Raw genomic sequence first — 12658 nt, 5'->3', positions numbered from 1 at the left:
TGTGTTTAAATTAAACAGTAAACATCTGTTAATTAAGAGAACTGCTGAAAGTTCTACAGCATGTGCATCAATGCTCCAGCTGCAGCACCAGTAACAACGACAATCCAAGGCGGGAGCTTCCAATAATTGAGCATAAAGAATAAAATGGCAGCTAATGAAAAATCGGCTGCAGTATGAATGGTGCTCGTCCAAATTGGATCATATAACGCTGCAATTAATATGCCGACAACTGCTGCATTCACCCCATATAAGGCTGCTTTCATATTTTTGTTTTTGCTGATCTGCTGCCAAAAAGGCAATGTTCCTGCAATGAGCAAAAAAGCAGGCAAAAAGATAGCAAAAGTCGCTAATAATCCACCCTGCCAGCCATTAATGATTGTTCCGAGGTAAGCTGCGAACGTAAATAGCGGACCCGGAACAGCCTGTGCGGCACCATAACCTGCAAGGAATGCTTCTTCAGAAAGAAAACCGCTAGGAACAAATTCCATTTCTAAAAGCGGAAGAACCACATGTCCACCCCCAAAAACAAGGGCGCCAGAACGATAAAATCGATCAAATACGGTGATCCAATCTGCTGTGAAAATTTGATTTATGATTGGCAGTAAAACCAATATAGCAAAGAACATGACGAGAGAGAGCAAAGCGAATTTCTTAGAAACAGGCACATGAAGACTTGTTTCTTTATGCTCCGTCACGTTTTTATAAACGAAGAAGCCAATGATTCCAGCTATAATGATAATTAAAATTTGTGTCATTGTAGTTTGCCATAAAACCGCTGTGACAACTGCCAGCAGGGTAATCGTTTTTCTTGGGAAATCTGGCGCAAGATTTTTAGCCATCCCCATTACAGCCTGAGCAACAACGGCAACTGCAACAATTTTCAATCCTTGAATCCAGCCTAAATCAAACTGATTAAAGCTTTGCAATGTTAGCGCAAATAGTATAAGTGCCAAAACAGATGGAAAGGTAAACCCAATAAACGATATAATACCTCCAAGCCAACCGGCCCGTACCATCCCGATTCCAATGCCTACTTGGCTGCTTGCTGGCCCAGGTATAAACTGACATAATGCCACAAGCTGAGCATAGCTATCCTCATCCATCCATTTTCGTTTAATGACATATTCATCTCTAAAATAGCCAAGGTGCGCAATTGGACCTCCGAATGACGTTAGCCCTAATTTGGTTGACACAAGCAGGATTTCCCATAAGCTTGCCAATTTGTTTTTCAATCATCTCCACTCCTTAAGAATCTTTTATTTCTTTAAATAGTTCAAAAGCTTTCTTTCTTGCTTCCAGTAAAACCTCTTTTCCTTTTTCGGTTGTACGATAATACTTTCTAATCTTTCCCTCCACTTTTTGCTTTTCCTGAAGAAGCAGGCCATCATTTGTCATGGAATGCAGAATGGGATAAATGGTACCGGCACTCATTGAATATCCGTGTTCCTTTAATTCATCTAACATCCATAGACCATAAATGGGCTCTTCATCAGCATGATGCAGAATGTGAATTTGGATAAAGCCTAAAAACAGTTTTCTAAGTACACGATCTTCCAATAAGACCACTTCCTTTCTGTTATCGAAAAGCAATATTGGAAATCGATAATGTAAGTATATATTGGGCGTCTACTGAAATCAAACAAAATCATGGCGTATAAGGGCATAAAACGTTTATAAATTTAATGATTTTGCTGGAGGTTCTATTTAAGGATAAGAGACAGATAAAAATGAACAACAAAAAAACACCGATCTACTTCAGTGTTTTATATGTGTTCATATTGAATTACCTCTGAAAAATTTCTATTCTTTATTTTAAGGAACAGGTTTAGCTGTTTTGCACCCTCCTGATTAATTCATATGCATTGTCTCCGGCCATTTCCGCTAAGTTCTCCCAAATCCTATCCCGTAAAAGGTCAAGTTCAATGATTTTTTTAGCGAGTTCAAGTGCATCATGACTTTCCATCTTTTCATTTCCTCCCTGTAACTATTATTTAACGACCATATGTTTTTTTGAAAGTAGTTCAAGTTCTGTTAATGTTAGATTTTGCAATTGTTCGATTTCTTTAGAAACACCAGCTTTTACGAGTAGCTGGATTAAATAGTTGCGCTTCTTTTCAACCGCTTTTCGTAAGTATTGCATATTCCATCTCCTCATTTCGTATTATTTCTGTCAGTTTATATGATTAAAAGAGAACTTTCATTTATATTGTAAGATATCCTAACATGTTTTTTTGTTAATGTTATATTTTATAACATATATAGTGAAAAAATCTAACAAACGTGTATAATAGTATTAAAACCTTTTCATTTGGGGTGGGCTCGGTATGGAAAATGAAGCATCATATAAAAATAGAAAGGTCATTTCAATCGGAACTGTAAGCGAGTTAACGGGATTAACCGAAAGGCAAATTAGGTATTATGAAGAAAGAAAGCTAATTTCTCCAGAAAGGTCTGATCGGGGAAATCGCAAATATTCTTTTATGGATGTGGAAAGACTCATTGAAATTGCAAATAAAAGAGAAGAAGGTGTGAGGACAGACGAAATACTTCAGGAATTAAAGAAAAAGAAGAAGAAGGAAGATACAGCGACGAGAAACAAAATGATACAAGGGCAGTTGAATGCCCGTTTTAACCAATCCAACCGCTATCCCAAAAAGTGATAGCGATCATTTTTGAAATGCGAAACTCCCAATGGCGTGAGTTTCTTTTTTTATGCTTTTTTTACCTTTATTAGTTAGATGTATAAAGGTTTTCGCTTCAGAGTACACATTCAGGCTATGCGGGTGTGCCTGAGCTTAACCGCGTATGGCTCTTGCTATTTCGTCTTCAGCCAACAGGTATAATACCATACTCCCCAAAATGCAAGAGTTACACATTTCATAAATAGGCGGAAGAATTCCGCTTAAATCGTAAAATCACTTAAATTGTGCTGAAATAGACGGAGAAATTCCGGCTAAGGAACTAAAAAACGGTCAAATAGGCGATTTTTTTCAATATAACCGTAAAATCTCCGCTTATTTTGGCCAAAAATGGCTCAATTCTTAAAATAAGGGTAGAATCTCCGCTTAATTCACCGGTTTCTTCCAATAAAGGCAAGAAAAGATATCAGATAAGTACCCATCTGTTCTGCAGTTATTCCCATGAACAACAATCGTTCAAGGGGAGACTTAATTTTTTGGTGACTTTTCTCCGGGTGTAAACGTTCTCTAAAATGAAAATATTGTATGATGTAATAAGGACTTTATTAAAGGGCATATTTGGATTAAGATGAATGAGGCATTATGCATGACGCGGAAGGAGGCGGAAGAATGGAACATAAATTTCCTACCAGCTTGGAGGTAATTGATATATGCTTACTGGCAGGTAAAATTATGCTTCAATGCGGAGCTGAAACCTATCGGGTAGAAGATACCATGTCAAGAATCGCTGCAACATTTGGAATTCCTGATTCCCATAGTTACGTTACCCCAACGGGCATTATTTTTTCTGTTGACGGAACAGAACCTGCGAAGCTGATTCGTATTTCTGAACGAACTACTGACTTATATAAGGTAACGTTAGTGAATGGAGTATCGCGAAAGGCCGCCAGCGGGGAATTAACCAGCAAACAGGCATACATACGATTAAAAGAAATAGAAGAGGCTGATTTCACCTTTCCTATTTATCAGCAAATTGTGGCGGCTGCTATTGCGAGCGGCTGTTTCATGTTGATGTTTTTAGGACAGTGGAGTGACTTTATACCAGCGGTGATATGCGGAGGAATTGGCTTTACTTCATTTATATACCTGCATCGCGTTGTTCAAATAAAGTTTTTTTCTGAATTTCTTGCTTCATTGATTATTGGGCTGGCTGCGTTTTTATTTATAAAAAGCGGATTTGGAGCACAGCTGGACAAAATTATTATTGGCTCCGTAATGCCTCTGGTTCCTGGGCTGCTTATAACGAACGCAGTCCGTGACTTGATGGCTGGGCATCTTGTTTCAGGGCTATCAAAGGGAGCAGAGGCTTTTTTAACAGCTTTCGCCATTGGAACGGGAATTGCCGTTATTTTTGCATTTTATTCATAAGGGAGGCGGAGATACATGCTTACACATTTAGTTACTAGCTTTATTGCCTCCGCAGCATTTGGGATTTTATTTAATGCACCAAAGAAATCATTGCTTCAATGCGGTTTTGTCGGAATGGTTGGCTGGATGATTTACATTATACTAGTCGATCGCTATTTTGATGCAGTTGTTTCTTCATTAATAGCCGCTTTTTCCATTGCAGTGCTGAGTCAAATGTTTGCGAGGTATTACCGGACGCCCATTATCATTTTTAGTGTGTCAGGAATCATACCGCTTGTCCCAGGAGGACTTGCTTATGATGCGATGCGGAACTTTGTTGAAAATGATTATAATACGGCTATTCAGCTTGCAGCCAAAGCATTTATGATTTCTGGCTCAATTGCAGTAGGCCTAGTTGTTTCAGAGGTTCTTAATCAGCTGATTCGGAAAATACCATTAAGAAAGGTGAAAAGTTAGTAAAAGGCTTGTAACAGCCTGTTGTTGGGCATATAATCCAAGTAGCATAAAAATCTCAGAAGAATAGGAGAACATGATGATCCGTCGTTTTTTTACTTATTATAAACCTCATAAGAAATTATTTATCATTGATTTTTCGAGTGCGGTTATCGTAGCACTCCTTGAACTGGGCTTTCCTCTCGCAGTGCAATGGTTTATCGATGACCTGCTGCCGGATGAGAATTGGGCTATGATTGTTTCTGTAAGTGCAGGATTGCTTGCCTTTTACGTAACAAGTACATTTCTCCAATATATCGTTAACTATTGGGGACACATGCTTGGCATTAATATAGAAACAGATATGCGCCAGCAGCTTTTTAATCACGTTCAGCGCCAATCATTTCGTTTTTTTGATAATACGAAGACCGGACATATTATGAGCCGGGTTACAAATGACTTGATGGATATTGGTGAACTTGCCCATCATGGACCCGAAGATTTATTTATTGCTGTCATGACTTTCTTTGGGGCCTTTGGAATCATGCTGACCATTAATGTTAAGCTTGCCATTGTTTCGGTTGTTGTCATGCCATTCCTCGTTTGGCTGATTGCTTTTTGTAATGTACGCATGAATAAAGCGTGGAAAAAAATGTATGGTGAAATTGCTAATGTGAATGCCCGTGTTGAGGATAGTGTTTCCGGCGTCCGTGTTGTTCAATCTTTTACTAATGAAAAGTTTGAGATTGCTAGGTTTATGAAGGATAACCAGACATTTCGCAAAGCTAAACTTGGAGCTTATAAAATTATGAGCTATAGTTCTTCTGGTATTTATATGATGACTCGCTTAATTACCTTGCTTGTATTAGTATACGGTGCTTGGTTAAGTTTTACAGGAGAGCTGACTCATGGAGAGCTTGTCAGCTTTATACTTTATGTAAATGTATTGTTAAAGCCGATTGATAAAATAAGTGCGCTTATGGAACTTTATCCAAAAGGCATGGCTGGATTTAAACGATTTACCGAATTAATTGATACAGACCCTGAAGTTGAAGATCGAAAGGATGCGGTCGAAGTATCAACCTTAAGAGGGGATATCCGTTTTGAGGATGTCAGCTTTAGCTATGATGAACACAAATCTGTCCTTAAGGATATTGACCTCTCAATAAGAGCAGGAGAAACCGTTGCATTTGTTGGACCATCCGGTGCAGGGAAAACAACGATTTGTTCTTTGATTCCACGCTTTTATGATGTTTCAAACGGCAGTATTAAAATTGATGGAATCGATCTGAGGGACATGACAAAGCAATCTCTTCGCTCGCAAATTGGAATTGTGCAGCAGGATGTCTTCTTATTTACTGGAACGATAAAGGAAAATATCGGATATGGCAACCTCGATGCTTCTGATGAAGAAATTTATGAGGCTGCACGCAAAGCACATTTGGAGGATTTTATTGCTTCACTACCTTTTGGCTATGAGACTCAAATTGGTGAGCGTGGCTTAAAACTTTCCGGAGGGCAAAAGCAGCGTTTAGCGATTGCTCGAATGTTCTTGAAAAATCCTCCTATTTTAATTTTAGATGAAGCAACTTCTGCACTGGACACTGAGACAGAGCGAATTATTCAGGCGGCATTAACCGACCTCGCAAAAAATCGAACAACATTGGTAATTGCCCATAGACTGGCAACAATTCGAAATGCAGATCGGATTGTCGTTGTAACAGAAAATGGGATTGCAGAGGAAGGCAGTCACGATGAGCTAATTGAAAAAGGCGGTATATTTGCTAATCTGCACAAAATTCAATTCCAAAAAGCGTAGGATAAAGCAGTGAATCACATCGATTCACTGCTTTTTATGTGAGTAGAGTTCATGACTCAGGGATAACTTGCACTTTCAGGAGAAATAAGGACTGCTTCTAATTGTTTTTTTTACGAAAAAGGGTACACATAGTGTTTATTATCCTGTAAAATCATTGATAATTCATGAGTTCCATTACGGTGGAGAAGGAGGACGATAAATGAAAATGAGAGTATCAGCTGTGCAATACCATTTGCATAGTATCAGGTCTTTTGAGGAATTTGCTGCCCAGTGTACACATTATGTGAAAACAGCTCAGGAGTTTGGAGCCGAATTCGTCCTATTTCCTGAATTTTTTACTACACAGCTGCTTTCCATAGGAAGTGAAGCGGGAGGAAGCTTAACGATAAATGAACTTCCAGGCTTTACAGAACAATATAAAAATCTGTTTATAAGCCTAGCGGTCAATAACAGCCTTCATATTATTGGAGGTACACATGTTATTTCGCGAAATGGGAAGTTATATAATGTTGCCCATTTATTTTATCCGGATGGAAGAGTGGAAGAACAAGCAAAACTTCATATTACTCCAACTGAAGTAGATGAATGGAATATGTCGGCAGGAGATCATTTTCAAGTATTTGATACGCAGAAAGGCAGAATTGCGATCTTAACTTGTTATGATATTGAATTTCCTGAAATTGTCCGTATGGCTAAAGCGAAAGGTGCAGACGTCATCTTTTGTCCGTCTTGCACAGATGATCGTCATGGATTCCATCGGGTCCGTTATACTTCCCATGCAAGGGCCATTGAGAACCAAGTATATGTTGTGGTGACAGGAACGATTGGCTCGCTGCCAACCGTGGATTTCATGAGAGCGAACTTTGGTCAGGCGGCCATTATCACTCCGAATGATATACCATTCCCGCCTAAAGGAATTATGGCAGAAGGCGAATTAAATGATGATATGATCATTACAGCCGACCTTGATCTAAACCTTCTATATGAAGTAAGGGAAAGAGGTTCGGTAACAACGTGGCGAGATCGGCGGACTGATTTATATACAGACTGGGAAAAAGAGAATATTGATGGATAATACTATTCACTATTTCAGCGACTTTTATATAAATGCCAACGGAAAAACCGCAGCCGCTGTCATTAGAAATTATAAAGATCAGGATTTTGATGATTTAATTCAAATCCAGGCTGAGTGCTTCCCGCCGCCATTTCCTTCGGATTTATGGTGGAGTGAAGAGCAGCTAAAAAGCCATATTCATCATTTTCCTGAAGGTGCCTTATGTATTGAAGTAGATGGTGAGCTTGCTGGTTCTTTAACAGGTCTAATGATTAATTTTGACCCTGACCATCCTTATCATACATGGAAGGAAGTGACGGATCATGGTTATATCAAGAGCCATGATCCTAATGGAGATACCCTTTACATTGTTGACATTAGTGTGAAGCCGAAGTTCCGTAAATTAGGATTAGGTAAGATGCTAATGGAGGCAATGTATCATATCGTCATTCAATTAAATCTAAAGCGCCTTCTTGGAGGGGGAAGAATGCCGGGATATCATCTGTTAGCGGAGAAACTAACACCTGATGAATATATAGCTGAAGTCGTCAGGGGAAATTATAAAGATCCCGTCATTTCTTTCTTGCTGCGATGCGGCAGAAAACCGATTGCTGTATGTGAAAACTATTTAGAGGATAATGAATCATTAAATTATGGTGTACTAATGGAATGGAAAAACCCATTTAAATAGGAAGAAAAAAGCTGTCAATAAAAAGTTGGCAGCTTTTCTTTAGTTACTATGGAAATAGTTCCGAGATAGTTGTCATTTAGTTGTACTGACAAATTCTATTAGAATTAAAAAATATGTGGAAATTTGACATTTTATATAATAAAATGGCATTATGTCTAAACTACTATATGACAAACACGTAACATTTTAGTCTCGCAAAGCGGAAACAGAGAAAGAAGGGTTTAGCGTGGGCAAAATAAATGAGGATAGCTTCATTGAAACCGTCCACATGAAAGGTCTGCAAATATCTTTAATTGCATCTGGAGATGGGACAGAGGTTATCTATCATAAATTAGAAGATCAAGCAATGTGGGGTATAGAGCCGCAGGAGGGCTGGGATGCAATGGAATATTTGCATGTGCTTTCCGGACAGCTAAATATAAAATATTCAAATGAAGAAAGAACTATTAAAGAAGGAGATTCTTTTTTCAAAATTCCTGTAGAACAACATTATATCTTCCAAGCTATAGGTATTACTGAATTCCTATATGTAAGTTCTCAGCCTATTTTTCACTATTACAGCAAAGCTACCAAACAATTAATGGAACTTTCAATCTCAATTGAAGAAAAAGATGGATATACAGTTGACCATTGTCAAAGGATTAATAAGCTTTCTATGATTGTTGGAGAAGCTATGGATTTAAATACAAAGCAATTAAAGGGTTTAAATATTGCTTCTTTTCTTCATGATGTAGGTAAATTAAGAGTTCCATTAGAAGTATTGCAGAAGCCTGGAAAGTTAAATCAAGAAGAATGGGAACTAATGAAACAACATTCAAAGCATGGCAGAGAAATACTAGAAGAGCTTGGGCTTACTTTCTTAAAAGAGGCTGGGAAGATCGTTGAGCAGCACCATGAAAGGTTTGATGGAAAAGGCTATCCTAATGGTATATCCGGTGAGGAAATCCTTATTGAAGCTGCCATTATTTCAGTAGTGGATTCTTTTGATGCTATGACAACTAATAGAGTCTATCAAACAGCACGTTCAAAGGAAGAAGCATTTGATGAGATTTTGAGGTGTAAGGGTACTATGTATCACCCTAAGGTGGTAGATGTTTTTCTTGCATTAAAAAATAAAATAATAGAAATATAGGGGGAAAACTTAATGAAAAAAATTACTGTTATGTTTACAGCATTTTTGCTTGCGGCTGTAATCAGTGTAAGTTCAGCAGAAGCGGCTTATTTACCTGAACATGATCAATATGTTGAGGTTACATTTGAACAAGCCAGATTTATTGCTGATCTAGTCGGTTTAAAAGATGTTGAACTAGGTGAAGAAACAGCAAGAATCTCATTTGAAGTACAAGAAGCTATTATTGCAAAAATTGAAAAATTACTAGATACAGAAATCGATCATTTTTACATTTGGCTAACTGTAAATGGAGAGCCTGTATTAGGAATTGATCCACCATTTGCATTATATTAAAATAGAAATTAGAAAAGAAGCTGAACATTCAGCTTCTTTTTTAGGTTCAACTTCATTCCACCAAATCCTTCACATACCCATCAGCATATTCACGATACTCATGAAACTTTCCATCCTGATCAATATAATAAATTGCAATACTATTAACTGTTTGTTCATCCTGTTCAAAACTGATATAGATAACGTACTCAAGTTCACCTGATTTTAGTGCATCCACGTCAATGGCATCAAGATCGTGTGTAAATACATAGTTTTCATCATTTTTATAATCATAGCGCCATAATAGATTGTTATCCATCGCGCCTCTTAAAACATCGGCTGGTTCACCAAAAGTGCTGATTATTTCATCTTTTGAATGTGTCGGGTTGCTCATTTCCTTTAACGTCTTAATATCTGGATGTGCATTTAATTTTAAGCTTGAAGAAGATGTTTTCGATAACACCTTTGTTTCTGCCGCATGCACATTATTTTGGATATTTTCTGTGTTAGAAGAAGTTGATTGAACATGTGCCTCAGATAATAGTATTGGTGAGAAGAACAGGCTCCCAGAAAGAATGCAAATTGATAATATCGTTTTCTTCATTTTAATAATGTCCCTCCAATAGTTCAGTTACTTATTAGACGGATAGAGCTGGAAAAAAGTTTCACTTTTATTACAAAAACATTACAAAGATTTCAATTGTTAAAGTTCCTCTGTGTATAAAGTGGAAAAGAATATAAAAATGCCTCGACGTAAACGCCGAGACATTCATAGAAGGAAATAAAATTACGATTTTGGCATTCAGCCATCCATTGCCATAGTTGGGAATGGGTTAATGGTAAAAGAGTAAATGGTAAATGGTCATTGGTTTGCCATTTGCATTTATTCAATTGTACTTATATGCACACCAGGTTTTCCTTCTACGCCTTGAAGAGGAGTCTCACCTCTCCAAGGTTAAAAATATTGATCGCCATTAAAATCCAGTAGAATGCTGTAATTCTTTGCATTAATTGCATTCGAAAGACGATTAGCCTGTCTTTCGGTTTCTAAAGCTTTTAGTCGGTATTCTTCAGGTTCAAAAGTTGCTACTCTATGCATGGCTGAAGAATCTCCAACTGCATAAAGAAATTCTTCTTTATGAACCGACCCATATACTTTATATTTTCTCGCTTGAGCTCTAAGTTGAGCTGCTAATTCAATCGCTTCTACGATCGTATAATGATTGCCTTCGAATTCGATTTCGTTTATGCTATTAGCCTTATACATTAATACATCAAGCAGGCGGAAATCCTTGCGAATGGCAGCAAGATCGCTTTCTACTTGAGCTAATGTACGGGATTGCTTAGGCGGTTGAGTTCCTTTTTCTACTTCCACAAAAGCAGTTCGATCCATTTCTTCTTCTAATTCGTGAATTCTTTTAGATAAGACACTTTTTAATTTTACAGCTTCAGCAAGCGATATATTTGGCATACAAAAGCTCCTTTATTGAATGAATTACAAATAAAATACCATTTTAGCTAATGATTAAACAAGTAATAGATAAAAAATAGGAAATTAATAGGATGAAAACTCGTAATCTGTCGTATTTAGTAATATATTTGTAATATTATTATTACACGGTTGTCAAAATATGATGTTATAATCCCATTTGTATAGAAATTAGTACTAGTTAAATTGTCATAAAATATAAAAAAGTGTCTGTTATTTACATATAGAGATAATCCTTATATACATAGTGAAAGCAGGGGAATATGTTGAAGAAAAAGCTAGTTGTCTTAAATACTACTATTATGCTCGGATTAGGTTCATTAGCACTACCTGCAGTACAAGCAGAAACAGTTGATAGCATCCAGAAACAGCGTTCTACACTGCAATCCAATCTTTCAGCAGCTGAAAAAGAGCTCGCAGCTGTCCTTACAGAGCTTGCTAAGTTAGATGATCAAGTTAAAAGAGTAGATCAGGCTGTAGCCGATAATAATGAAATGATAATAAAGACAGAAGCGGACATAAAAACAGCACAAGAGCAAGTAAAAAAACTTGAATCTGAAATCGCAGTAATACAAGAGCGAATTGATAAACGTAATGAAATCTTAAAAGAAAGAGCTCTTGCATTTCAAGAAAGCGGCGGAAGCAATGTAGGTTACATTGAAGTATTATTAGGTTCTACAAGTTTCGGTGATTTCATTGATCGTGTTGGCGCTGTAAGCAAAATTGTAGAAGCAGATCAGAGCATAATTGCTGAGCATGATGCTGATAAACAGGAAATCGCTGATAAAAAAGTAACTGTGGATGAAAAACTGGCAGATCTAAATGGCATGAAAGCTGAACTTGAAGGTATGCGTGCGCAATTAGAGGAGCAGAGTAAACAAAACGATGAGCTGAAAAAGCAGCTTAATCAGAAGAAAAAATCTGCAGAAGCTAAAAAAGCAGAATTAAATACAGAAGATCAAAAACTTGCAGCAATGCAAAGACAAATTGAAGAAAGCATCACACGCTCTTCTTCATCTTCAAACGCAGCTGTGAGCAGCAATGTTTCGTATTCAGGCGGGACTTCTACTGCTAAGCCAAGTGGCGACATTAGTACGGTTATTAATGCTGGATACAAATATATTGGCAACTCAGTTTATGTATTTGGAGGCGGCAGAAATGCATATGACATCGCAAATGGCCGTTTTGACTGTTCAGGATTTGTTTCCTGGGCTTTTGCTCAAGCAGGAATTAGTGTAGGAGCAAGTACAGATTCACTAAAGAACACTGGTACTCGTGTACCAACTAGCCAAATGCAGCCTGGCGATCTTGTATTCTTTAATACTTATAAAACGGACGGACATGTAGGTATTTATCTTGGCGGCGGCAAGTTCATTGGTTCTCAAAGCAGTACTGGTGTAGCGATTGCTAACATGAATAGCGGATATTGGGCAGACACATTTAATGGACGTGTTATGCGCGTACGATAATAGAATTAAAACCTGACTTCTTCAAAGTAGTCGGGTTTTTCTATTATATAGATACCCGCTCCTAAATAATCTAATCCGATTTAATATTAAAAAATGAGACAAGATCCTTAGCTGAAAAATTAAGGATCTTTTTAGTGTTTAAATAACTAAATAACGAACCCTTAAGATATTTTTAAAAAATCTCTTTCCATTT

General features: G+C 37.4%; 15 protein-coding genes. 9 read left to right on the top strand and 6 right to left on the bottom strand.

What is annotated here, in order from left to right:
- Nucleotides 1-53 precede the first annotated feature (53 nt).
- The 4 genes from chrA to fbpA all read right to left on the bottom strand — a co-directional run bounded on the left by chrA (nt 54) and on the right by fbpA (nt 2140).
- Nucleotides 54-1232, bottom strand: a complete 1179-nt coding sequence (gene chrA / locus J1899_RS12995; protein WP_214474259.1) for a chromate efflux transporter — start codon at nt 1230-1232, stop codon at nt 54-56.
- A 13-nt stretch (nt 1233-1245) separates the two neighbouring features.
- On the bottom strand, nt 1246-1557 hold the full coding sequence (locus tag J1899_RS12990) for a PadR family transcriptional regulator (protein WP_066444842.1): 312 nt from the start codon (nt 1555-1557) through the stop codon (nt 1246-1248).
- A gap of 268 nt (nt 1558-1825) precedes the next feature.
- Nucleotides 1826-1963: a hypothetical protein gene (locus J1899_RS12985; RefSeq protein WP_180320210.1), complete on the bottom strand. Its 138-nt coding sequence runs from the start codon at nt 1961-1963 to the stop codon at nt 1826-1828.
- Between the two features lie 24 nt (nt 1964-1987).
- Nucleotides 1988-2140: a Fur-regulated basic protein FbpA gene (gene fbpA, locus J1899_RS12980; protein WP_180320178.1), complete on the bottom strand. Its 153-nt coding sequence runs from the start codon at nt 2138-2140 to the stop codon at nt 1988-1990.
- 184 nt (nt 2141-2324) lie between these two features.
- On the opposite strand from fbpA, the gene J1899_RS12975 reads away from it, so the two are divergent.
- From J1899_RS12975 to J1899_RS12940, 8 genes are all read left to right on the top strand, one after another.
- Entirely contained in the window at nt 2325-2660 is a 336-nt protein-coding gene (locus J1899_RS12975; protein ID WP_214474257.1) for a MerR family transcriptional regulator, read from the top strand.
- 648 nt (nt 2661-3308) lie between these two features.
- Complete coding sequence (locus tag J1899_RS12970) at nt 3309-4067, top strand: threonine/serine exporter family protein (protein WP_066444845.1); 759 nt, start codon at nt 3309-3311, stop codon at nt 4065-4067.
- Between the two features lie 15 nt (nt 4068-4082).
- Complete coding sequence (locus tag J1899_RS12965) at nt 4083-4523, top strand: threonine/serine exporter family protein (RefSeq protein ID WP_151572719.1); 441 nt, start codon at nt 4083-4085, stop codon at nt 4521-4523.
- Nucleotides 4524-4599: 76 nt separating this feature from the next.
- Complete coding sequence (locus J1899_RS12960; protein WP_066444857.1) at nt 4600-6318, top strand: ABC transporter ATP-binding protein; 1719 nt, start codon at nt 4600-4602, stop codon at nt 6316-6318.
- 199 nt (nt 6319-6517) lie between these two features.
- A complete protein-coding gene (locus J1899_RS12955) occupies nt 6518-7393 on the top strand; it encodes a carbon-nitrogen hydrolase family protein (RefSeq protein WP_066444859.1) in 876 nt (291 codons plus the stop codon).
- Nucleotides 7386-8063, top strand: coding sequence for a GNAT family N-acetyltransferase (locus J1899_RS12950; protein WP_214474255.1), 678 nt, complete (start codon nt 7386-7388; stop codon nt 8061-8063). Before J1899_RS12955 ends, J1899_RS12950 begins: the two co-directional genes overlap by 8 nt.
- A 268-nt stretch (nt 8064-8331) precedes the next feature.
- Complete coding sequence (locus tag J1899_RS12945) at nt 8332-9195, top strand: HD-GYP domain-containing protein (RefSeq protein ID WP_246586477.1); 864 nt, start codon at nt 8332-8334, stop codon at nt 9193-9195.
- 12 nt (nt 9196-9207) lie between these two features.
- Nucleotides 9208-9528 (top strand): 8-amino-7-oxononanoate synthase, encoded by a 321-nt coding sequence (locus J1899_RS12940; protein ID WP_066444867.1) that lies wholly within the window; start codon nt 9208-9210, stop codon nt 9526-9528.
- A gap of 52 nt (nt 9529-9580) precedes the next feature.
- On the opposite strand, the gene J1899_RS12935 is transcribed toward J1899_RS12940, so the two are convergent.
- On the bottom strand, nt 9581-10111 hold the full coding sequence (locus J1899_RS12935) for a hypothetical protein (RefSeq protein WP_214474254.1): 531 nt from the start codon (nt 10109-10111) through the stop codon (nt 9581-9583).
- A gap of 351 nt (nt 10112-10462) precedes the next feature.
- Nucleotides 10463-10978 carry a hypothetical protein gene (locus tag J1899_RS12930; protein WP_214474253.1) on the bottom strand — a complete coding sequence of 172 codons (516 nt, stop codon included), beginning with the start codon at nt 10976-10978 and terminating at the stop codon, nt 10463-10465.
- A gap of 281 nt (nt 10979-11259) precedes the next feature.
- Here J1899_RS12930 and J1899_RS12925 point away from each other — a divergent pair, with 281 nt between their 5' ends.
- The gene (locus tag J1899_RS12925) at nt 11260-12465 is read left to right on the top strand and encodes a coiled-coil domain-containing protein (RefSeq protein WP_214474250.1); all 1206 of its coding nucleotides are present in this window, start codon (nt 11260-11262) and stop codon (nt 12463-12465) included.
- Nucleotides 12466-12658: the final 193 nt, after the last annotated feature.

The sequence above is a fragment of the Cytobacillus gottheilii genome, from assembly GCF_018582665.1.
Lineage (GTDB): Bacteria > Bacillota > Bacilli > Bacillales > Cytobacillaceae > Cytobacillus > Cytobacillus gottheilii.
This window is presented reverse-complemented; position numbering and strand designations above follow the sequence as displayed.

What these genes read in the sequence shown, in the direction of transcription:
- J1899_RS12935 (WP_214474254.1), bottom strand. Translation starts at nt 10,111, where the DNA reads ATGAAGAAAACGATATTATCAATTTGCATTCTTTCTGGGAGCCTGTTC.
- J1899_RS12940 (WP_066444867.1), top strand. Translation starts at nt 9,208, where the DNA reads ATGAAAAAAATTACTGTTATGTTTACAGCATTTTTGCTTGCGGCTGTA.
- J1899_RS12960 (WP_066444857.1), top strand. Translation starts at nt 4,600, where the DNA reads ATGATCCGTCGTTTTTTTACTTATTATAAACCTCATAAGAAATTATTT.
- J1899_RS12975 (WP_214474257.1), top strand. Translation starts at nt 2,325, where the DNA reads ATGGAAAATGAAGCATCATATAAAAATAGAAAGGTCATTTCAATCGGA.
- J1899_RS12950 (WP_214474255.1), top strand. Translation starts at nt 7,386, where the DNA reads ATGGATAATACTATTCACTATTTCAGCGACTTTTATATAAATGCCAAC.
- J1899_RS12970 (WP_066444845.1), top strand. Translation starts at nt 3,309, where the DNA reads ATGGAACATAAATTTCCTACCAGCTTGGAGGTAATTGATATATGCTTA.
- J1899_RS12985 (WP_180320210.1), bottom strand. Translation starts at nt 1,963, where the DNA reads ATGGAAAGTCATGATGCACTTGAACTCGCTAAAAAAATCATTGAACTT.
- J1899_RS12925 (WP_214474250.1), top strand. Translation starts at nt 11,260, where the DNA reads ATGTTGAAGAAAAAGCTAGTTGTCTTAAATACTACTATTATGCTCGGA.
- J1899_RS12930 (WP_214474253.1), bottom strand. Translation starts at nt 10,978, where the DNA reads ATGCCAAATATATCGCTTGCTGAAGCTGTAAAATTAAAAAGTGTCTTA.
- J1899_RS12945 (WP_246586477.1), top strand. Translation starts at nt 8,332, where the DNA reads ATGAAAGGTCTGCAAATATCTTTAATTGCATCTGGAGATGGGACAGAG.
- J1899_RS12955 (WP_066444859.1), top strand. Translation starts at nt 6,518, where the DNA reads ATGAAAATGAGAGTATCAGCTGTGCAATACCATTTGCATAGTATCAGG.
- J1899_RS12965 (WP_151572719.1), top strand. Translation starts at nt 4,083, where the DNA reads ATGCTTACACATTTAGTTACTAGCTTTATTGCCTCCGCAGCATTTGGG.
- fbpA (WP_180320178.1), bottom strand. Translation starts at nt 2,140, where the DNA reads ATGCAATACTTACGAAAAGCGGTTGAAAAGAAGCGCAACTATTTAATC.